The 21,710-nt window shown below is 73.9% G+C and carries 15 protein-coding genes; 10 read left to right on the top strand and 5 right to left on the bottom strand.

Annotated features, from left to right (window positions below; translation table 11 throughout):
• Positions 1–5 precede the first annotated feature (5 nt).
• Both CXR04_RS13095 and CXR04_RS13090 read left to right on the top strand, forming a co-directional pair.
• Entirely contained in the window at positions 6–1,307 is a 1,302-nt protein-coding gene (locus tag CXR04_RS13095; protein WP_101422149.1) for an ATP-binding protein, read from the top strand.
• Positions 1,308–1,347: 40 nt separating this feature from the next.
• A complete protein-coding gene (locus CXR04_RS13090) occupies positions 1,348–2,103 on the top strand; it encodes a LuxR C-terminal-related transcriptional regulator (RefSeq protein WP_101422147.1) in 756 nt (251 codons plus the stop codon).
• Positions 2,104–2,140: 37 nt separating this feature from the next.
• Here CXR04_RS13090 and CXR04_RS13085 read toward each other — a convergent pair whose 3' ends face one another.
• On the bottom strand, positions 2,141–3,190 hold the full coding sequence (locus tag CXR04_RS13085; protein ID WP_101422145.1) for a C40 family peptidase: 1,050 nt from the start codon (positions 3,188–3,190) through the stop codon (positions 2,141–2,143).
• 316 nt (positions 3,191–3,506) lie between these two features.
• Here CXR04_RS13085 and CXR04_RS13080 point away from each other — a divergent pair, with 316 nt between their 5' ends.
• Positions 3,507–3,860: a hypothetical protein gene (locus CXR04_RS13080; protein WP_101422143.1), complete on the top strand. Its 354-nt coding sequence runs from the start codon at positions 3,507–3,509 to the stop codon at positions 3,858–3,860.
• A 47-nt stretch (positions 3,861–3,907) separates the two neighbouring features.
• Here CXR04_RS13080 and CXR04_RS13075 read toward each other — a convergent pair whose 3' ends face one another.
• Positions 3,908–5,068 (bottom strand): C40 family peptidase, encoded by a 1,161-nt coding sequence (locus CXR04_RS13075; RefSeq protein ID WP_101422141.1) that lies wholly within the window; start codon positions 5,066–5,068, stop codon positions 3,908–3,910.
• Positions 5,069–5,299: 231 nt separating this feature from the next.
• On the opposite strand from CXR04_RS13075, the gene pcrA reads away from it, so the two are divergent.
• Positions 5,300–7,765: a DNA helicase PcrA gene (gene pcrA / locus CXR04_RS13070; protein WP_101422139.1), complete on the top strand. Its 2,466-nt coding sequence runs from the start codon at positions 5,300–5,302 to the stop codon at positions 7,763–7,765.
• A gap of 76 nt (positions 7,766–7,841) precedes the next feature.
• Here pcrA and CXR04_RS13065 read toward each other — a convergent pair whose 3' ends face one another.
• A complete protein-coding gene (locus CXR04_RS13065; protein ID WP_101426342.1) occupies positions 7,842–9,686 on the bottom strand; it encodes a M23 family metallopeptidase in 1,845 nt (614 codons plus the stop codon).
• 289 nt (positions 9,687–9,975) lie between these two features.
• Between CXR04_RS13065 and CXR04_RS13060 the strand changes: the two genes are divergently transcribed.
• Entirely contained in the window at positions 9,976–10,389 is a 414-nt protein-coding gene (locus CXR04_RS13060; protein ID WP_047017636.1) for a cobalamin B12-binding domain-containing protein, read from the top strand.
• A gap of 81 nt (positions 10,390–10,470) precedes the next feature.
• Here the strand turns inward: CXR04_RS13060 and CXR04_RS13055 are convergent, their stop codons facing one another.
• Positions 10,471–12,171, bottom strand: a complete 1,701-nt coding sequence (locus CXR04_RS13055) for a DUF5691 domain-containing protein (RefSeq protein WP_234380209.1) — start codon at positions 12,169–12,171, stop codon at positions 10,471–10,473.
• Positions 12,172–12,316: 145 nt separating this feature from the next.
• Entirely contained in the window at positions 12,317–13,768 is a 1,452-nt protein-coding gene (locus CXR04_RS13050) for an SWIM zinc finger family protein (protein ID WP_101422137.1), read from the bottom strand.
• A 147-nt stretch (positions 13,769–13,915) separates the two neighbouring features.
• Between CXR04_RS13050 and CXR04_RS13045 the strand changes: the two genes are divergently transcribed.
• The 5 genes from CXR04_RS13045 (at position 13,916) to sucD (ending at position 21,698) form a co-directional block, all read left to right on the top strand.
• Positions 13,916–15,100, top strand: a complete 1,185-nt coding sequence (locus tag CXR04_RS13045; protein ID WP_101422135.1) for an ATP-binding protein — start codon at positions 13,916–13,918, stop codon at positions 15,098–15,100.
• A 53-nt stretch (positions 15,101–15,153) separates the two neighbouring features.
• Entirely contained in the window at positions 15,154–18,045 is a 2,892-nt protein-coding gene (locus CXR04_RS13040; protein WP_442802454.1) for a DUF5682 family protein, read from the top strand.
• Positions 18,046–18,253: 208 nt separating this feature from the next.
• Positions 18,254–19,435, top strand: a complete 1,182-nt coding sequence (locus tag CXR04_RS13035; protein WP_101422131.1) for a VWA domain-containing protein — start codon at positions 18,254–18,256, stop codon at positions 19,433–19,435.
• Between the two features lie 183 nt (positions 19,436–19,618).
• Positions 19,619–20,791 carry an ADP-forming succinate--CoA ligase subunit beta gene (gene sucC / locus CXR04_RS13030; protein ID WP_101422129.1) on the top strand — a complete coding sequence of 391 codons (1,173 nt, stop codon included), beginning with the start codon at positions 19,619–19,621 and terminating at the stop codon, positions 20,789–20,791.
• Between the two features lie 22 nt (positions 20,792–20,813).
• A complete protein-coding gene (sucD, locus tag CXR04_RS13025) occupies positions 20,814–21,698 on the top strand; it encodes a succinate--CoA ligase subunit alpha (protein ID WP_101422127.1) in 885 nt (294 codons plus the stop codon).
• The last annotated feature ends 12 nt before the right edge of the window (positions 21,699–21,710 follow it).

Here is a 21,710-nt window from a genome sequence, read left to right as displayed (position 1 = left end):
ATGGCATGACCGCCCCCACCGCCGCGCCCGCCCCCGAGGGCGCCGCCCCGCCCGGCGGCCCGTACGACCCGTACGAGCGGCCCGTCCGGCGGCTGTACCGCAGCGCCGACGGGCGCTGGCTCGGCGGCGTCGCGCGCGGCCTCGCCGGGCACCTGGGGCTGCCGGTGTCGTGGGTGCGGATCGTCTTCCTCGGCCTGCTCATGGCGAACGGCCTGGGCGTGCTGCTGTACGCGGTCTTCTGGTTCGTCGTCCCGCTCGGCCAGGGCGGCAGGGCGGAGAAGCCGCTCGTCGACGTCGACGCCGACGGGCGCAAGCGGCTCCGCAAACCCGACAAGGGGCAACTGCTCGCCCTCCTCGCCCTGCTCATCGGCGCCGGCATCTTCGCCGGCAGCCTGGACCTGGGCCGCTCCAACGCCTTCGTCTGGCCGCTGCTGCTCATCGGCGCCGGTGTGGCCCTGGTGTGGCGGCAGGCGGACAACGCGCGGCGGGCGAAGTGGGCGGCGGTCACGCGGCGCACGAAGTTCCTGCCGCTGGCGCGCGGTGCGGCCGGGGTGCTGCTGGTCGGTGCGGGGGTCAGCGCGATATTCGTCATGCAGGGCTCCACCCGGCACATCGGCGCGGTGGTGCAGGCGTCGCTCGCGGTACTGGTGGGCGTGGCGCTGCTGGCGGGGCCCTGGCTCGTACGGATGGTGCAGGACCTGTCCGAGGAGCGGCTGATGCGGATCCGGGCGCAGGAGCGCGCCGAGGTCGCCGCCCACGTACACGACTCCGTGCTGCACACCCTCACGCTCATCCAGCGCAACGCGGACAACGCCGGCGAGGTGCGCAAGCTGGCCCGCGCGCAGGAGCGGGAGCTGCGCACCTGGCTGTACAAGCCGGAGGGGACCGGCAAGGACGAGGAGGGCGGGGCCGGGCCCGGGACGCTCGCCGAAGGGGTGCGCAAGACGGCGGCGGAGGTCGAGGACTACCACGGGGTGCCGGTGGAGGTGGTGTGCGTCGGCGACTGCCCGCTGGACGACAAGCTGAGCGCGCAGTTGCAGGCGGCGCGTGAGGCGATGGTCAACGCGGCCAAGTACGGTGGCGAGGCGGGGCCGGTGCAGGTCTTCGCGGAGGTCGAGGGGCGGCAGGTCTTCATCTCGGTGAAGGACCGCGGTCCCGGCTTCGACCCGGACGCGGTCCCGGCCGACAGAATGGGCGTACGCGAGTCCATCATCGGCAGGATGGAGCGCAACGGCGGCACCGCCCGGCTGCGCACGCCGGCGGGCGGGGGCACCGAGGTGGAGCTGGAGATGGAGCGCGCCGAGTGAGCGCGCACGCGGACGCGGTGGGCGCAGTGAGGAGCGGACGATGACGGACGACGCAGCGGGCGGGACCCCGGCGGCGGGGACCCCGGCGGCCGGGATCCAGGCGGGCGGCGCGGGCCCGGAGGAGGGCCGCCGGGTACGGGTCGTGCTCGTCGACGACCACCGCATGTTCCGGGCCGGGGTGCAGGCGGAGATCGGGGTGACCGACGAGACCGGCGTCGAGGTCGTCGGCGAGGCGGCGGACGTCGAGCAGGCCGTGACGGTCATCACCGCCACCCGCCCCGAGGTCGTGCTGCTCGACGTGCACCTGCCGGGCGGCGGCGGCGTCGAGGTGCTGCGCCGCTGCTCCGGGCTGATGGGGGAGTCGCCGAGCGGCGAGGCGCCGGTGCGCTTCCTGGCGCTGTCGGTGTCGGACGCGGCAGAGGACGTCATCGGCGTCATCCGCGGCGGCGCGCGCGGGTATGTGACGAAGACCATCACCGGCACGGACCTCGTCGACGCGATCTTCCGGGTCTCCGAGGGCGACGCGGTGTTCTCGCCGCGGCTGGCCGGTTTCGTCCTCGACGCGTTCGCTTCGACGGACGCGCCGCCCGTGGACGAGGACCTGGACCGGCTGACGCAGCGGGAGCGGGAGGTGCTGCGGCTGATCGCCCGGGGGTACGCGTACAAGGAAGTGGCGAAGCAGCTCTACATCTCCGTGAAGACCGTCGAATCGCATGTCTCGGCGGTGCTGCGCAAGCTCCAGTTGTCGAACCGGCACGAGCTGACGCGCTGGGCGACGGCCCGCCGCCTGGTCTGACGGACCGCCCCCCGCGCCTCTTGGCGCCTCCTCGGGCTCAGGCGGGACGTACCGCCGTCACGAACGGCATCGAGTCCACGGGCGCGTAGCGCACGGTCGCGCCCGGCCGGGGTGCGTGGATGATCTGGCCGCCGCCCGCGTAGATGCCGACGTGGCTGAGGCCGGAGTAGTAGAAGACCAGGTCCCCGGGCGCCAGCGCGGAGCGCGGGACGGTGCTGCCCGCCGCGGCCTGGGTGTAGGTGGTACGGGGCAGGGAGACGCCCGCGGCTCCCCAGGCGGCCTGGGTGAGTCCGGAGCAGTCGAAGGCGGCGGGGCCGACGGCGCCCCAGACGTACGGGCTGCCGACCGCGCCCTGGGCGTACGACACGGCGCGCGCGGCGCGGGCGTTCGGCGCCTGCACCGGCCCGCGCGCGGCGCCGCGCGCCGCCCGGTCGCCCGCCGAGCCGCCCGCGCCGCCGTGCCCGTCGGCGCCGAGGACGGCGTCGCGCTGCTCGGCGGTGAGGGTGTCGAGCAGCCCGCGGGCCTCGGTGAGCTTGTCCTCGATCGCGCCCTTGTGCCGCTTCAGCTCCGCCCGCGCGTCCTTCAGCTCCGCCAGCCGGTCGCGGGCCTCCGCGCGCACCTGCTCCACCTCCCGCAACTGCCGCCCGACGCCTTCGAGCGCGGTGGCCTGCCGGTTGCCGACCCGTTCGAGCAGGGCGGCCGAGCGCAGGTAGTCCTCCGGCTCGGCGGAGAGGGCGAGCTGCACCGTGGGGTCGGCGGTGCCGTTGCGGTACTGGGCGGTGGCGAAGGAACCGAGTGCGTTGCGGGCGTCGTTGAGCCGCGCGGTCTTGCGGGCGGCCTCGTCGCGGAGGTCGTCCAGGGCCCGTTCGGTACGGTCCGCCTCCTCCTTGACGCCGTTGTACTCCTCGACGGTCTGCTCGGCCTCGTGGTGCAGCCGGTCGACCCTGGCCCTGACCTCCGCGGGGGTCGGCGGCGGGTCGGCGTGCGCGAAGCCGCCGAGCGCGGTGGCGGTGGCGGCGCCGATGAGCATGATCGCCCCGGCGGTACGGGCCGTGGTCCTGCTGTGGGACGCCACTCGGGCGTTCACCCCTTCCTTGCGGTCCGGCGGCGGGCCGCACGGGGGAGCGGACCGCCGCCGGCTCTCGGCGGGGGCGGTCTGCTCCCGCTGCCGCGCCGGTGACGCGGGCGGCGGTGAGAAGCCGACCACCTGAGCGGAGACGCTAAGCCGAGGGCGCGGCGCGGGAGGAGGGGATGAAAGAGACTTACCAGACCTGTCCGGCGGTGACACATTGTGATCGCCCGAACACGGCCCCGTGATCTGTGGGTTGGCATCCGTGACCGATGTTCCGGAAGTGGTCACCCCCATTGGGGCGAGCTGTTACGGACCGCTACGCTCGCGTCTCATGGATGTACTCATCAACCTCTTCGTCGCCTCGCACATCATCGGTGTCGCCGCGCTGCTGGGCGGCTGGCTCACCCAGTTGAAGTCGTTGAGCACGGGCGACGTGCGCATCGCGCCCTCGATGGTGCACGGCGCCCTGGTCATGCTGGTGACCGGATTCATCCTCGTCGGTCTCAACGAGGCCGATGACGTGGAACTCGATCAGACGAAGATCAGCGTCAAGAGCCTGATCCTGATAGTGATCCTCGTCATGGTCTTCATCAAGCGGAAGGAAGAGCGCATCCCGAAGCCCTACTTCGCCGCCATCGGACTCCTGACCATGGCCAACGTCGTCATCGCCACCACCTGGACCTGAGGGCCGGACCGTTCTTCCGGCCCCCTGACCCCCTGCAACCCACGCCTTCAGGCCGGGCGCACCCCGCTGTGGAACGGCATGTAGTCGATCGACTCGTACTTCACGTCGTCGCCCGGCTTGGAAGCGTGGATCATCTGCCCGTTGCCCACGTAGATCCCGACGTGGCTGATGTCGTCGTAGAAGAAGACCAGGTCGCCCGGCTGCAGATCCGCCTTGGCCACCTGTGTGCCGGCGTTGACCTGGTCGTAGGTCGTACGCGGCAGTGAGATGCCCGCCTCCCGCCACGCGGCCTGGGTCAGGCCCGAGCAGTCGTACGAGTCCGGTCCTGTGGCACCCCACACGTACGGCTTGCCCAACTGGGCCTCGGCGAAGGCCAGCACCTGCTCCGACTTCGAGGGGCCGGGGTCCGCGGGCGGCGGCTCCTCCTTCTGCTCCTCTTCCTTCTGCTGCTCCTGCTCGCGCTGCTGCTGCTCGCGGCGCTCCTGCTCGGCCTGCTGCTGCCGCTCCAACTCCGCCTGCCGCGCGGCCTCCTGGGCCTTGCGCCGCGCCTCCTCCTCGCGCTTGCGCTCCAGCTCGGCGAGGCGCTCCTTCTCCGCCTCGGTGAGCCGGTCCAGCACCTTGCGTGCGTCGGACAGCTTGGTCTGGACCTCCTGCTTGGACTCCTGGAGCTGCTCCTGCGAGTCGGTGAGGTTGCGCAGGCTCTCCTGCGCCTCCGTGCGCTTCTTGGTCGCCTTGGCCTGGCGCACCTGGAACTGGTCGACCGCGGTCTTCTCGCGGTTCGTCAGCCGCTCCATGAGGTGCGCCTGGTCGAAGTAGGTCTGCGGGTCGGGCGCGAGCATGAACGTCGCGGTGGGCGTGATGCCCCCGGTGCGGTACTGCGCCGCCGCCAGCCGGCCCAGTTCGCGCCGCGACTCGTTGAGCCGCGCGGTCTCCTGGGCCACCTCGTCGAGCTGCTGCTCGACCCGGGTGCGCTGCTGCGCGGTGTGTTCCTTGGCGCCGTTGTAGCGCTCCGTTGCCCGCTCCGCCTCGTGGTAGAGGTGGTCGACTTCCTTCTGTACGTCCTCGATCGACCGCTCGGCCGGGGTCGCGCCGGCTTCCTGGGTGAGAAGCGTCGCTGAGGCCAGCGCCGCGGAGCCGACGCCGACGGCGGTACGGCGCCCCGCCGGCGACTCAAGGATCCGGGTCCGCGGCTTTCGGTGGGAAGCCAAGGCAGGCCACTCCTTCCGTCCGGGCAGTGTCGTGCACGGTAGCCACTCGGTGGGACTGCTGTGAAGTCTGATGTTCGATATGCCCGAAACCGTTTCGTGATCCGAGGAGCAGTTCGGCGCAAGGAGGACATCCCGGTCAGGCGGTGCGGCCGCCCGCCGGGTCGCCGGGCTGGGGTGGAAAGAGGGCTGCGGCAGTAGGTTGTCGGTGCGGCGCCCTAGACTCTGTGGACGATGAGCAGCCTCTTCGACGACAGTCATCTCGCCCTCGCCGCGAGCACCCCCGAGCCGTACTACCGCGATGGCGCACCCCGCCCCGTGACGGACCCGGAAGCGCTGCTCACGGGGCTGAACGAGCAGCAGCGCGCCGCCGTGGAGCACACCGGCTCGCCCCTGCTGATCGTCGCCGGCGCCGGCTCCGGCAAGACCCGGGTGCTGACCCACCGGATCGCGTACCTGCTCGCCAAGCGGCGCGCCCACCCCGGCCAGATCCTCGCCATCACGTTCACGAACAAGGCGGCGGGGGAGATGAAGGAGCGCGTCGAGGAGCTCGTCGGCGCGCGCGCGAATGCGATGTGGGTCTCCACCTTCCACAGCGCCTGCGTGCGCATCCTGCGCCGCGAGTCGAAGAAGCTGGGCTTCACGTCCTCGTTCTCGATCTACGACGCCGCCGACTCCCGCCGGCTGATGGCCCTGGTCTGCCGGGACCTGGACCTGGACCCGAAGCGCTATCCGCCGAAGGCGCTCAGCGCCAAGGTCTCCAGCCTGAAGAACGAGCTGATCGACGAGGAGAGCTGGGCCGCCCAGGCCGTCGACGGCTTCGAGAAGACCCTCGCCGAGGCGTACGCGCTGTACCAGTCGCGGCTGCGCGAGGCCAACGCGCTGGACTTCGACGATCTGATCATGACGACCGTGAACCTGCTGCAGGCGTTCCCGGACGTCGCCGAGCACTACCGCCGCCGGTTCCGGCACGTGCTGGTCGACGAGTACCAGGACACCAACCGGGCGCAGTACATGCTGGTGCGCGAGCTGGTCGGGCCGCCGGCCGAGGTACCAGGGGAGGACGGGGCAGCGGCGGAGGACACGGCTGCGGGGGAGGACGGGACCGCGGCGGAGGACGGCGGCGCGGGACGTACGGCGGGCCCGGAGGGACCCGCGGAGCTGTGCGTCGTCGGCGACGCCGACCAGTCCATCTACGCCTTCCGCGGCGCCACCATCCGCAACATCCTGCAGTTCGAGGAGGACTACCCCGAGGCGCGCACGATCCTGCTGGAGCAGAACTACCGCTCCACGCAGACGATCCTCAACGCGGCCAACGCCGTCATCGAGCGCAACGCCTCCCGCCGCCCCAAGAACCTGTGGACCGATGCGGGCGCCGGCGCCCGCATCGTCGGTTACGTCGCCGACACCGAGCACGACGAGGCGCAGTTCGTCGCCGACGAGATCGACCGGCTCTCGGACGCCGGCGAGGCGCGCGCTGGCGACGTAGCCGTCTTCTACCGGACCAACGCACAGTCCCGTGTCTTCGAGGAAGTCTTCATCCGCGTCGGCCTGCCGTACAAGGTCGTCGGCGGCGTCCGCTTCTACGAGCGCAGGGAGGTCCGCGACGTCCTCGCGTACCTGCGCGTGCTCGCCAACCCCGAGGACTCCGTACCGCTGCGCCGCATCATGAACGTGCCGAAGCGCGGCATCGGCGACCGCGCCGAGGCGATGATCGAGGCGCTGGCGCAGCGCGAGCGGATCTCGTTCCCGCAGGCGCTGGTGCGCGTCGACGAGGCGTACGGGATGGCGTCCCGCTCGGTCAACGCCGTCAAGCGGTTCAACACGCTGATGGAGGAGCTGCGCACGGTCGTCGAGTCCGGCGCCGGGCCCGCCACGGTGCTGGAGGCGGTGCTGGAGCAGACGGGCTATCTCGCTGAGTTGCAGGCGTCGACGGACCCGCAGGACGAGACCCGTATCGAGAACCTGCAAGAGCTGGCTGCCGTGGCCCTGGAGTTCGAGCAGGAGCGGGGCGATGAGGGGCCGGGGACGCTCGCCGACTTCCTGGAGCGCGTTGCGCTGGTCGCCGACAGCGACGAGATCCCGGAGGAGGAGACGGACGGCTCCGGCGTCATCACGCTGATGACGCTGCACACCGCCAAGGGCCTGGAGTTCCCCGTGGTGTTCCTCAGCGGCATGGAGGACGGCGTCTTCCCGCACATGCGGGCCCTCGGCGACGTCAAGGAGCTGGAGGAGGAGCGCCGGCTGGCGTACGTCGGCATCACGCGCGCGCAGCAGCGGCTGTATCTGACGCGTTCGGTGATGCGCAGCTCGTGGGGCCAGCCGTCGTACAACCCGCCGTCGCGCTTCCTGGACGAGATCCCGCCGGCCTATCTGGAGTGGCGGCGCACGGGCACCTCGGCCACCCGGGGCGGCGGCGGGGGGCGGTCGCCGATGGAGTCCGCGGCCGCGGCGCTGGCGTCGTCCACGTCCTCGCCCCGTACGCGGCAGGGCCCGTCGGGCTTCGCCACGGGGCGGGCGACGGAGCGGCCGGTGATCGCGCTGTCGGTGGGGGACCGGGTGACGCACGACCAGTTCGGGATGGGGACGGTCGTGGAGGTGTCGGGCTCGGGCGCGAACGCGCAGGCGACGATCGACTTCGGCGACGGGGGCCGGACGAAGAAGCTGCTGCTGCGGTACGCGCCGGTGGAGAAGCTGTAGGGCGCGCGCCCCCGGGTTTCGCGGGCTGCTGCGGTCCGTCGGGGCCGCGCGGCCCGCGCGGTCTGCTGCGGGTCGCCTACTGCGGGTCGAGGCCCTTCTCCTGCAGCCAGGCGAGCGGGTCGATGGCGGAGCCGCCGCCGGGGTGCACCTCGAAGTGCAGGTGCGGTCCCGTGGAGTTGCCGGAGTTGCCGGAGTAGGCGACGACGTCGCCCGCCTGTACGGGGCCGGTGGTGATGGCGTAGCTGTCGAGGTGGGCGTACCACGTCTCGGTGCCGTCGGCGGCGGTGAGGACCAGCATGTTCCCGTACGAGTAGTCGTAGCGGGTGGTGACCGTGCCGTCGGTGGCGGCCTTGACCTCGCTGCCGTACGAGACGGGGAAGTCGATGCCGGTGTGCACGGACATCCAGTTGACGCCCGCCTGGCCGTAGTACGCGCTGAGCCCCGGGCTGTCGACCGGGACCGCGAACTTCGGGCGCAGCGCCTCCTTGCGCGCCGCCTCCTCCGCCTCCCGCTTCCGCTCGGCCTCCTGCTTCTCCTTGAGGTCGATGCGCTCCTGGGTGCGGCTGGCGCGGTCGGCGAAGTCGTCGGCGTCCTCGGTGACGCCGCGAAGCTGCGTGTCCAGCGCCGCGTTGGCCTTCGAGGTCTTCGCGGAGGCCGTGTCCGCAGCCGCCTGCGTCGTCTTGCCGTCGCCCTCGGCGCCGCCCTTGCCGGTGCCCGTGACGGTCGCGGCGGCGACACCGGCCACGCCGACGACGGCGATGGACGGCACGGCCACGGTCAGCAGCGCGGAGCGCTTGGGACAGCGGCGGCGGGCGCGTACGGCGCGGCCGACGGGGGCGCCGGCCGGCCGGCGCGCTGTGCTGGGTGCGGGGTCGGCGTCGAGTGTCGCGGGGGTCCCGGGCGCGTCGGGGTGGTCGAACCCGTCCGGCTTGTCGGGGCCGCCGGTGCCTGCGACGCCGTCGTGCCCGGCGAGGGCGGCGAAGTCCCAGGCGGAGGTCGCGTCGGGGTCGGCGTGCGCGGCGTTCGCGAAGTCCGGGGCGTAGGCCGCGTGCTCGTCGTACGCGGCGGTGGCCGCCGCGGTGTCGCCGTACGCCTCGGGGTACGCGGTGGCTTCGGCGTACGCCGTGGCGTCGGGGTAGCCCGACGTGTCCGTGGCCGCCTCCGCGTACGCCGCGGTGTCGTAGTGGCCGGTGTCCCAGCCGGCGGCGGTGTCGTACTGCGTGCCGGTGTGCTGCGGGACTTCGTGCTGCACGGCCTCGTACTGCGTGCCGTCGTACTGCGTGCCGTCGTACGCCGCGGCCCCGTGCTGCGTACCGTCGTACTGCGCGGCCTCGTACTGCGCACCGTCGTACTGCGCACCGTCGTACTGCGCGCCGGTGTCCCAGCCGGACCACTCGCCGGTGGTGTTCCACTGCGCGGCCGGGGCGCTCGCCGAGGGGTAGCCGTAGTCGTCGGCCGGGCCCGCCTGCCGCGGGATGCCGCCGGTCGGAACGCCGGCGGCCGGGGTGTCGGTGGCTGCTTCCGTCCAGAGCGCGGAGACGTCGTAGCCGCCGGAGGCGTGGGCGTCAGTGGCGTAGGGATCGGCCGTGCCGTACAGGCCGTTCGCGCTGTACGCGCCGAAGTCGGCGGACTGCGTACCGGTGTCCCACGACGTGGTGGCGTCGGGCGTCAGATAGCCGCCGGCCTCGTAGCCGGTGGTGGCGTAGGTGCCCGAGTCGTACGCGGCCGAGTGGCTCGCGTCGTAGCCGTCATAGCTCTGGTCGTAGCTCTGATAGCCGTGATGGAGAGGCTCTTCACCGGAACCGCCGCCGTGGCCGGAGGTGTCGTAGCCGTACCCGTAGCTGTCGAGGCTTCCATAGGCGGAGGCGTCGCCAGCGGGAGAGGCCGGGGTGGGGAAGCCCGGCGGGGGACGGTCGTTCACCACTTCTCTTTCGCCTCGGGAGCAGGAGACTGCCGCGACTGTACCGGGCGTCCCACGGCTCGACAATCTTTCCTTGGTTTCGCCGGGGCGCGTTCGGGGCACTTGCCCGATTTTTCGAGTACCCGAGGGTAAGACCGGGGCCACGGCTGTCCGATTTGCCGGTGGCCGCCCGTGTGATTTCCCCCTCCCCGGATGTTGCGGTCGGCCGGGGTGCGCGATGCTGGGGATAACGTTCGTTCACACCCTCGAAGGATTCACGAACGCGCGGGACGGCGCGATGGAGGCAGCGATGAGTGGCACCGGTCCGATCCGCGTGGTGGTGGCCAAGCCGGGACTCGACGGCCATGACCGCGGGGCCAAGGTCATCGCGCGGGCGCTGCGCGACGCCGGCATGGAGGTCATCTACACGGGCCTGCACCAGACGCCGGAGCAGATCGTCGACACCGCGATCCAGGAGGATGCCGAGGCGATCGGCCTCTCCATCCTCTCGGGCGCGCACATGACGCTCTTCGGCAAGGTCGTGGAGCTGCTGCGGGAGCGGGACGCGCTGGACATCAAGCTGTTCGGCGGCGGGATCATCCCGGAGGACGACATCCCGCAGTTGAAGGGGCTGGGTGTCGCGGCGATCTTCACGCCGGGCGCGGCGACGACCGAAGTGGTGGAGTGGGTGCGGACGCACGTGCGGGAGCCGGCGGGCGCGTAGGGCGTACGCCCCGAGGGCGCGCACCCGGTGGCGCATTGCGCCACCGGGAGCGGCGGGTGACCGCCTGCGCGCCCGCGTCCCTCAGGGCCGCAGGGCAGCGGGCGTGGTCAGCTCGTCGCGCATCGCGGCGCGTATCCGCAGGGTGGCGACCAGCCGCTGGAACGCCTCCGACCAGTACCCGGCGGCGCCGGGCGAACTCTCCTCCGCCTCCTCGTGCATCGCGGCCAGCGGTTCGAGGCGGACGGCGTACGAGGGGTCGAGGCAGCGCTCCGCGAGGCCCATCACGCCGCTGAAGCTCCACGGGTAACTGCCGCCGTCCCGCGCGATCTCCAGGGCGTCGACCACGGCCCGGCCCAGCTCCTCCGGCCACGGCACGGCGCACGCGCCGAGGAGGCGGAACGCCTCGGACAGACCGTGCGCCGAGATGAACTCGGCGACCCACGCGGCCCGTTCCGTCTCGGGCAGCGCGGTGAGCAGCCGCGCCGGGTCCCGCCCGGGAACGTGCTCGCCGCCGCCCGACGTGCTGCCGGGTGCGGGGATGCGCGCCGGGGAGGGCGGGCCCGCGGTGAAGGGCGGCGGCTCGTTCGGCGGCGAGGTCGGGGCGGTGCCGAGGAGGGCGCGGGCCCAGGCGGCGTCGTGCTGCCGGGCGGCGGCGCGGCTCCAGGCGGCGAGCAGATCGGGCCGCCAGCCGTCGGCGACGGGCAGATCGATGACCTCCGCCGGCGTCCGGTCGTCGAAGACCTCCGTCCATACCGCCAGCGGCGCCGCCGCGACCAACTGCCCGAACCACCACGACCGCTCGCCCATGCCCGCCGGCGGCGTGGCCACGATCCCGTCCCGCTGCATGGCCGCGTCGCACTCGTACGGCGCCTCCACCGCGACGACCGGCGGCTCCTCGCTGCGGTCGAGCATCACCAGCGACCGCACCCGCGCGGCCATCCGCCCGGCCAGCGCGGAACCGGGGAGCCCGGCGAGGAGTTCGGCCGCCGCGGCCCGTACGCCGCGGCTGCGATCGGCCAGGGCCTCCTCCAGGAACGGCTCGTCGGCGAGGGACAGCCCCGTGCGCAGCAGCTCCACGAACGCGAGCCGGTCCTCCGCCTTCTCGGCCGGCCAGGTCGTGGTCAGCAGCGCGACCGCGCCCGCGGGGTCGGCCCTGCGCACCTCGGCGAAGAGCGCGCCGCGCACCTGGCTGGTCCCCGGCCCGCCGGTCCGCGGCCCCTCCTCCCACAGCGCGCGGACGGCGCCCGCGTCGCGCGGGTCGGGCAGCGCGGGCCCGGCCGCGCCGTCGCGCAGCAGCGGCGCCCACTGCGGCGCCCGTTCGGCGAGCCACAGTCCGCGCGGCCCGGCGAGGGCCAGCGCGTGCGGCCGCAGGTCGATACGGGCCCGGGCGGCGTCGAGCAGCGGGGGCAGCAACTCGGGCGGCGCCTGGTAGCCGCACTCGACGGCGTGCCGCAGCCACTCCGGTATCAGCTCGGCCAGGTCGGGCGTGGGCCCGCGCCGCCGGGTGCCGCCGCCCGTACCGGAGCGGTCCGCGAGCAGCCCGGCGAGGCGCCGCCGCGCGGCGGCGGGCAGCCGGGGCCGCGGATCGTGCGCGGCGGGCTCGGGCAGCCGCCGCGCGGGTCCCGGCACGACCCCGGCCCGCCGCCGCACGGTGGCCGCGGCGGCGGCGTCGAGCAGCGCCCCCTCGTCGACCCCCCGCCGCCCGCCCCCGACGACAGCCGCTCCGACCAACTCGCCCCAGCCCCCGAAGACCTGCGTCTCCACCGCCGTCCCCACAGTCATACGACCCCCTCCGAAGACCCGCACACCGCCCGAACCCCGCACCCGCGCGCCGACGCCACGACGGCCGCCGCCCGTCCCGTACGCCTCGCGCCCCGCCGGCCGGCCCCCGCCGGTCCTTCGCGCCGCAACTCCTCCCGATTCCGCGTCAGCGCCATGCGCCTCCGCCCTTCGCCGCCGCGATCGGCGCCCCCGCCACCGCCGCGACCGCGCCCGTCAGCGGGACCGCCGTGCCCGCCGACCACGTGGTCAGCGGGCGGAAGCCCGCGTGGCCGAACTCGCCGAAGACCGTGACCGGGCCGCCCCCCGACACCGCGAGGAGCTGCCACACGCCCGGGCCGCGCCCCGCGGCCGGGTGGAGCGGCAGCGCGCGGTCGCCCGTGCGCTCGGCCAACTGCCAGCCCCCGTCGCCCTCTTCCGGCACCGGGACCACGTCCGTGAGGACAGCCGGTATCCCCTCCAGCCACGGGTCCGCCGCCAGCGCCGCCCCGTACGCCGCGGCCACCGCCGCCACTCCGGAACCCGGCGGCAGGGACCGCTCCTCCCGGCCGCCCCCCGCCGCCGGGGTCCGCGGGCCCGCATGGACCGTGCCCAGCGCCGCGCGCAGCGGGTACGCGCCCGGGTGATAGGCCAGCTCCGCGTCCAGCAGCAGGCCCGTCGGCAGCGACTGCTCCGGCGCCCGGCCCGCCGCGCCGTACGCCAGCAGCAGCGCCATCCGCCCCGTGCCCGCGCCCCACAGCCAGATGCGGCGCGTGACCAACTTGCCGTCGTCGGCGTCCTCCTGGGCCAGCACCAGCCAGTCGTCCCGCAGCGTGCCGCCGCGCAGCAGCCCCGCGGCGTCGACAGTCAGGCCCACTCGCGCCCGCACCGTCGCCGCCAGCGGCTCGGGCAGCTCGTCCAGCCGCAGGAACCCCTGGTCCAGCAGATGCAGCAGGCTGCACTCGGCGAGCAGCCGCGCCGGCCACCCGGGTCCCGAAGCGGGCAGCGTCCCCAACTCCCGCACCCGCGCCGCCAGCCCGGGCGCCTGCGCGTCGACCATCCGCGCCGCCGTCTCCTCCCACACCGCGCCCCGCGGCGCCGTCGCCAGCCCGTCGCGCAGCAGGTCCGCCAGCCGCTGCTCCAGCTCCACGGCGCCCGCGGCGATCCGCTGCCGCCGCTGCTCCGCCCGCCGCCGGGCCTCGGCCGCCGCCGCCGGATCCGGGGCCCGCTCCGCCGCGGGCCCGGCGGCTGCCTTCCGCTCCGCCTTCTCCCGGCGGCTCGCCAGCCACTCCGCCGCCCACTCCGGAACCGGCGCTCCCGCCTGGGTCCCGGGTACGTCGCCCTGCGCCCAGCGCAGCAGCAGCCCCAGCGCGTGCTTGCACGGGAACTTCCGGCTCGGGCAACTGCACTTGTACGCCGCGCCCTGCAGATCCACCACCGTCTGATACGGCCTGCTCCCGCTCCCGCGGCACAGCCCCCACACCGCCTCGCCCGCGGCCCCGGACTCCACCCACGGCCCGGCCGCGGCGAGCTTGCTGCCCGCCGTACGTGACGAGGCGTCAGGCGCCAGCCCCCACACCTGATCCACGCTCCACCGTTCGCTCAGCCCGTCCATGCCCACGACGCTACGACCCCCCACTGACAACGGCTCCGACCTGCGCTGTCCACAGGCGCGGGGGCGGTGTCAGTGCCGTGCGGCATGGTGGTTTCCGCAGTCACCGCGGCGGTAGCGGGCGGCGGCTGCGACCGAGTCGGCGAGGAGGGGACGATGACGACCACGACAGGGGCAGGCGCGGCCATCGGGGGCAGCGGCGAGGCGGGCACGGCCGCGGAGTCCGAGGGGTCCGCGGGCACCGGCGGGTCCGCGGCCGCGGACGCCGCGCTGCGGCCGCACGCCGAGGACGCCTTCGCGCATGAACTGGCGGCCCTCGCCGCCGCGGACGACCGGCCCAGGCCGCCGCGCTGGCGGCTGTCGCCGTGGGCGGTGTCCACGTATCTGCTGGGCGGCACGCTCCCGGACGGCACGGCCATCACGCCCAAGTACATCGGCCCGCGCCGGATCGTGGAGGTGGCGGTCGCCACGCTGGCGACGGACCGGGCGCTGCTGCTCCTCGGCGTGCCCGGCACGGCGAAGACCTGGGTCTCGGAGCACCTGGCCGCCGCCGTCAGCGGCGATTCGACCCTGCTCGTGCAGGGGACGGCGGGCACCCCGGAGGAGGCGATCCGCTACGGGTGGAACTACGCGCAGTTGCTGGCCGCCGGCCCCAGCCGGGAGGCGCTGGTGCCCAGCCCCGTGATGCGGGCGATGGCGGAGGGCATGACGGCGCGGGTCGAGGAGCTGACCCGTATCCCCGCCGACGTGCAGGACTCGCTCATCACGATCCTGTCGGAGAAGACGCTGCCGATCGCGGAGCTGGGCGACGAGGTCCAGGCGGTCCGGGGGTTCAACGTCATCGCGACGGCCAACGACCGCGACCGCGGGATCAACGAGCTGTCGAGCGCGCTGCGCCGCCGCTTCAACACGGTGGTGCTGCCGCTCCCGGCGTCCCCCGAGGACGAGGTCGGCATCGTCACCCAGCGCGTCGCCCAGATCGGCGCCTCGCTCCAGCTCCCGCCGGTCCCCGAGGCGGTCGACGAGATCCGCAGGGTCGTCACGGTCTTCCGCGAACTGCGCGACGGACAGACGTCCGACGGCCGGACGAAGGTCAAGTCCCCGTCCGGGACGCTCTCGACGGCCGAGGCGATATCCGTGGTCACCGGCGGCCTCGCGCTGGCGGCCCACTTCGGCGACGGGGTGCTGCGTGCGAGCGACGTGGCGGCGGGCATCCAGAGCGCGGTGGTCCGCGATCCGGCGGCGGACAGCGTGGTCTGGCAGGAGTACCTGGAAACGGTCGTCCGCGAGCGCGAGGGCTGGAAGGACTTCTACCGCGCCTGCCGCGAGCTCACGGCGTGACCCCACCGGAGTGCCGCACATAAAGAAGTAAGGAAGGGAGTGAGGGGGTGAAGGTGGCGGAAGAGGCGTATGCGGGGGAGGAGTTCGCCGGCGCGCGGCAGGAGGACGCGGGACACATGGCAGGGGGAGGCGCGGCGCCCGCGGCCGGGGAAGCCGCGCGGGCCGTGGCCGCGAGCGGCACCGGGCCCGTGGCCGGGGAAGCCGCGGGGCGCCTGGCGGGGAGGGGCGCGGAATCCGTGGCCGGGAGAGTCGCCGCAGGCGTGGCAGGGAGGGGTGCGGAGCGCTTGGGCGGGGGAGTCGGGGTCGTGGAGGGGGAGCGGGCTGTGAGCGGTGTGGAGGAGGGGAGCACGCGGAGCGCCGCGGCCGTCGAGCCGCTGCTGCTCGGCGTGCGGCACCACGGGCCCGGCTCCGCGCGCGGGGTCGCCGCGGCGCTGGACGCGTACCGGCCGCGGGCCGTGCTCATCGAGGGGCCGCCGGAGGCGGACGCGATCGTGGGACTGGCCGGCGACGAGGAGATGCGGCCGCCCGTCGCGCTGCTGGCCCACGCCGTGGACGAGCCGGCGCGGGCGGGGTTCTGGCCGCTGGCGCACTTCTCGCCGGAGTGGGTCGCGATCCGCTGGGCGCTGCGCCACGGTGTCCCGGTCCGCTTCATCGACCTTCCCGCCACCCACACCCTCGCGATGGCCGGCGCCGGCCAACTGGCCCCGGGCGCACCGGGGCCGGGCGAGGGCCCGGAGGAAGGCCGGCCAGACGAGGGGGACGGAGCAGGAGGCCAGGGAGGGGAAGTGCCGGGGCTCAACCCCGAGGCGCTGCGCATCGACCCGTTGGCGGTCCTCGCGGAGGCCGCCGGCTACGACGATCCGGAGAGGTGGTGGGAGGACGCGATCGAGCACCGCATGCCCAAACCGGGTGCGGAAGCGGGGGAGCGGGGCGGTCGTACGGTCACCGCGACCGGTGCCGGGGACTCCGCGGCGCCGGCCGCCGAGGGCTCCGCCACCGCCGACCTCCGGGGCCCGGACGCCTACGGGGCCGGCGGCGGTGACGTCGCCGCGACGTTCGTCGCGCTGGGCGAGGCGATGGGCGCGTTGCGCGAGCGGTACGGGGACGGAGGGCACGACCGGGACCTGGTGCGCGAAGCGCACATGCGGCTGCGGCTGCGGGAGGCGCGGCGCGAGTTCGACGGGCAGGTCGCCGTCGTCTGCGGTGCGTGGCACGTGCCCGCGCTGCGGACCCGTACCACCGTCACGGCCGACCGCCGTCTGCTCAAGGGCCTGCCCAAGGTCAAGACCGAGGTGGCCTGGGTGCCGTGGACCCACCGCCGGCTGGCGCGGCAGAGCGGCTACGGGGCGGGCATCGACTCCCCCGGCTGGTACGCGCACCTCTTCGAGGTCCCGGACCGGCCCATCGAGCGCTGGTTGATCAAGGTCGCCGACCTGCTGCGCGCCGAGGGCCGTACGGTCTCGTCCGCACACGTCATCGAGGCCGTGCGGCTCGCCACCGCGCTGGCCACGATGCGGGGCCGCCCGCTCGCCGGGCTGGCCGAGACGCTCGATGCCGTACGGGCCGTGATGTGCGACGGCTCCGAGGTGCCGCTGGCGCTCGTCGCCGACCGGCTCGTCGTGGGCGACGCGCTCGGCGAGGTGCCGGAGTCGGCGCCCGCCGTGCCGCTGCAGCGCGATCTGGCGCGTACGCAGCGGGCGTTGCGGCTCAAGCCGGCGGCGGAGGAGCGCGAGCTGCAGCTCGACCTGCGCAAGGAGACCGACGCCGGGCGCAGCCGCCTGCTGCACCGGCTGCGGCTGCTCGGCATCGACTGGGGCGTGCCCGCGGCCTCCCGGGCGAGCACCGGCACGTTCCGCGAGACATGGAACCTGCGGTGGGAGCCGGACCTGTCCGTACGCGTCGTGGAGGCGGCGCTCTGGGGCACGACGGTGGTCGCGGCGGCCACGGCCAAGGCCGAGTACGAGGCGGCGCAGGCCGGTTCGCTGGCGCAGGTGACGGCGCTGGCCGAGCAGTGCCTGCTCGCCGAGCTGACCGACGCCCTGCCGGTCGCCATGCGGGCGCTCGCCGACCGCGCCGCGCTCGACACCGACGTCGGCCACCTGGCCGCGGCCCTCCCCGCGCTGGCCCGCGCCGTCCGCTACGGCGACGTCCGCGGCACGGAGACCGCGGCGCTCGCGGAGGTCGCCACGGGTCTGGCCGACCGCATCTTCGTCGGCCTTCCGGCCGCGTGCGTGGGTCTCGACACGGACGGGGCACAGGAGATGCGCACGCACGTCGACGCGGTGCACGCGGCGGTGGTGCTGCTGGACGCGGGCACGGGATCGGGAGACGCCGGTTCGGAGGCGGCCGCCTCCGGCGGTGCGGTGAACGGAGGACGCGGACCGGACGCCGCCGGTGGCGGTGCGGCGGCGGGGGCGGCGGTCGTTGACACGGCTGGTTCGCTGCGGGGGCGGTGGGCCGGTGCGTTGCGGGTGCTGGCGGGCCGGGACACCGTGCCCGGTCTCATCCGGGGCCGGGCCGTGCGGCTGCTCCTCGACGGCGGCCGGATGCCGGCCGCGGAGGCGGAGCGGGTCATGGGCCTCGCGCTGTCGCACGCCGTGCCGCCCGCGGACGCCGCCGCGTGGGTCGAGGGCTTCCTCGGCGGCGACGGCGGCATGCTCCTCGTCCACGACGAGCGGCTGCTCGCGCTGGTCGACGGCTGGCTGACCGGGCTGTCCGGCGACGCCTTCACGGACGTGCTGCCGCTGCTGCGGCGGACGTTCGCCGAGTACGAGCCCGGAGCCCGGCGCGCCATCGGAGAGTTGGTGCGCCGCGGCACCTCCGCCGCGGGCCCGGCGGAGCCGGAGGGCCTGCCCGGCTTCGCCGACGAGATCGACATCGCCCGCGCGGCCGCGGTCCTGCCCACGCTCCGCGCCCTGCTCGGCACCGAGGAGGGACAACCGTGAAGCCCGCACCCGGTTCGTCTCCAGACCCCCACACCCCGGCAGAGGAGCCCAAGATGCCCACCCCCGCCGAGTCCGCGGCCCCCGCCACCGACCCCGTGACCCCAACTCCCGCCCCTCCGGACTCCTCTGCCCCTTCGTTCGCTGTCCGCTCCGCGGACGCGGCCCCCGCCGGCCCCACCCCCGGTAACTCCACCCCCGACCCCGCCCCGTGCCCCCGACCTCCACACCCACATCTCCCGCCGCCCCCGCGGGAGAGCGGTTGCGGCGGTGGCGGCTGGTGTTGGGCGGTGAAGGCGGCGGGGACGGGACCGGGGCCGCGCTGGGTGGCGACGACGCCGGGATGGATCAGGTGCTGGCAGCTCTCTACGGGGGCGCAGAGCAACCCGGCCGCAGCGGCCGGCGCCGGGCCGGGCTCGGCGGGTCCGCGCCGCAGGTGGCCCGGTGGCTCGGCGACGTGCGGGAGTACTTCCCGACCCCCGTCGTCCAGGTCATGCAGCGCGACGCCATCGACCGCCTCGGCATCGCCTCGCTCCTCCTGGAGCCCGAGATGCTCGCCGCCGTCGAGCCCGACGTGCATCTCGTGGGCACGCTCCTCTCCCTCGCCAAGGCCATGCCCGACGAGGCCCGCGAGACCGCCCGCACCGTCGTCCGGCAGGTCACCGACGACCTGGAGCGCAAGCTCGCCGCCCGCACCCGCGCCACCCTCACCGGCGCCCTCGACCGGGCCGCCCGCGTGCAGCGCCCCCGGCACCGCGACATCGACTGGGACCGCACCATCCGCGCCAACCTCAAGCACTACGTCCCCGAGCACCGCACCGTCGTCCCCGAGCGCCTCGTCGGCTACGCGCGCGCCGCCCGCTCCGTCCGCAAGGAAGTCGTCCTCGCCATCGACCAGTCCGGCTCCATGGCCGCGTCCGTCGTCTACGCCTCCGTCTTCGGCGCCGTCCTCGCCTCGATGCGCTCCCTCGCGACCCGCCTCGTCGCCTTCGACACCGCCGTCGTCGACCTCACCGACCAGCTCAGCGACCCCGTCGACGTGCTCTTCGGCACCCAGCTCGGCGGCGGTACGGACATCAACAGGGCGCTCGCGTACTGCCAGCAGCGCCTCACCCGCCCCGCCGACACCGTCGTCGTGCTCATCAGCGACCTGTACGAGGGCGGCATACGCCAGGAGATGCTGAAGCGGGTCGCCGCGATGAAGGCGTCCGGCGTGCAGTTCGTCGCGCTGCTTGCGCTCTCCGACGAAGGGGCGCCCGCGTACGACCGTGATCACGCGGCCGCGCTCGCCGCCCTCGGCGCACCCGCGTTCGCCTGTACGCCCGAGCTCTTTCCCGAGGTGATGGCGGCGGCGCTCGAGGGCCGTCCGCTGCCCGTCCCCGCGGCGACGTAGCGGGACGCGGAAAGGAGTCCCCCGTGCCCCATCCGTACCCGCTCACCCGGGAACCGCACTTGTGACCGTTCTCACCGCGCCGGTGTGACCCCGGATTTATGCCGGGCTGTCGGGCAGGGCTAATCTGCAAGGCGACCCTGCCATTACAACGCGACACGACTGAATCACAAGGGACGGACGCGCGTGGATCTGTTCGAGTACCAGGCGAGGGATCTCTTCGCCAAGCATGGTGTACCGGTGCTGGCCGGCGAAGTCATCGACACGCCCGAGGCGGCGCGCCAGGTGACCGCGGAACTCGGCGGTCGCGCCGTCGTCAAGGCCCAGGTCAAGACCGGCGGCCGGGGCAAGGCGGGCGGCGTGAAGCTGGCGTCCGACCCCGACGACGCCGTCGTGAAGGCCGGCCAGATTCTGGGCATGGACATCAAGGGCCACACGGTCCACAAGGTGATGCTCGCCCAGACCGCGGACATCGCCGACGAGTACTACGTGTCGTATCTCCTCGACCGCGCCAACCGCACCTTCCTCGCCATGGCCTCCGTCGAGGGCGGCATGGACATCGAGGAGGTCGCGGCCACCAAGCCGGAGGCGCTGGCCAAGATCCCCGTCGACGCCAACGAGGGCGTGACCGAGGCCAAGGCCCGCGAGATCGTCGAGGCCGCGCGCTTCCCCGCCGAGCTCACCGACCAGGTCGTCGAGGTCCTGCAGACGCTGTGGACCGTCTTCGTCAAGGAGGACGCCCTCCTGGTCGAGGTCAACCCGCTGGTCAAGACCGCCGACGGCAAGGTCCTCGCGCTGGACGGCAAGGTGTCGCTGGACGAGAACGCCGAGTTCCGCCAGCCCGACCACGTCGCTTTCGAGGACAAGGCCGCCGCCAACCCGCTGGAGGCCGCCGCCAAGGCCAAGGGCCTCAACTACGTGAAGCTCGACGGCCAGGTCGGCATCATCGGCAACGGCGCGGGTCTGGTCATGTCCACCCTCGACGTCGTCGCGTACGCGGGCGAGAAGCACAGCGGCGTCAAGCCCGCCAACTTCCTCGACATCGGCGGCGGCGCCTCCGCCGACGTGATGGCCAACGGCCTGGAGATCATCCTCGGCGACCCGGACGTCCGGTCCGTCTTCGTCAACGTCTTCGGCGGCATCACCGCGTGCGACGCGGTCGCCAACGGCATCGTGCAGGCCCTGGAACTGCTCAAGAGCAAGGGCGAGGACGTCACCAAGCCGCTGGTCGTGCGGCTCGACGGCAACAACGCCGAGCTGGGCCGCAAGATCCTCAGCGACGCCAACCACCCGCTCGTCGAGCAGGTGGACACGATGGACGGCGCCGCCGACCGCGCCGCCGAGCTGGCCGCCAAGTAAGGACAGAGGGCAGAAGAAAACCATGGCTATCTTCCTCACCAAGGACTCCAAGGTCATCGTCCAGGGCATGACCGGCTCGGAGGGCCAGAAGCACACCCGGCGGATGCTGGCGTCCGGCGCCAACGTCGTCGGCGGGGTCAACCCCCGCAAGGCGGGCCAGAAGGTCGACTTCGATGGCACGGAGATCCCGGTCTTCGGCTCCGTTAAGGAGGCCATCGACACCACCGGCGCGGACGTCACGGTCATCTTCGTGCCGGAGAAGTTCACCAAGTCCGCCGTGATCGAGGCCATCGACGCCGAGATCCCGCTCGCGGTGGTCATCACCGAGGGCATCGCGGTCCACGACACCGCCGCCTTCTGGGCGTACGGGGGCGCCAAGGGCAACAAGACGCGCATCATCGGCCCCAACTGCCCCGGTCTGATCACCCCGGGCCAGTCCAACGCCGGCATCATCCCCGCGGACATCACCAAGCCCGGCCGCATCGGCCTGGTCTCGAAGTCCGGCACGCTGACGTACCAGATGATGTACGAGCTCCGCGACATCGGCTTCTCCACCTGCGTCGGCATCGGCGGCGACCCGGTGATCGGCACCACCCACATCGACGCGCTCGAAGCCTTCGAGGCCGACCCCGACACCGACCTGATCGTGATGATCGGCGAAATCGGCGGCGACGCCGAGGAGCGGGCCGCGGACTACATCAAGGCCCATGTGACGAAGCCGGTCGTCGGCTACGTCGCCGGCTTCACCGCCCCCGAGGGCAAGACCATGGGCCACGCCGGCGCCATCGTCTCCGGCTCCTCGGGCACGGCCCAGGCGAAGCAGGAAGCGCTGGAGGCCGCGGGCGTGAAGGTCGGCAAGACGCCGTCGGAGACGGCGCGGCTGGCCCGCGAGGTGCTGGCGGGCTGATTGCGGCTCGCC

Origin of the sequence: Streptomyces sp. CMB-StM0423 (genome assembly GCF_002847285.1) — a bacterium.
Taxonomy (GTDB): Bacteria; Actinomycetota; Actinomycetes; order Streptomycetales; family Streptomycetaceae; genus Streptomyces.
Note: the sequence above shows the minus strand (reverse complement) of the source record. Positions and strands in the feature narration are given on the sequence as shown.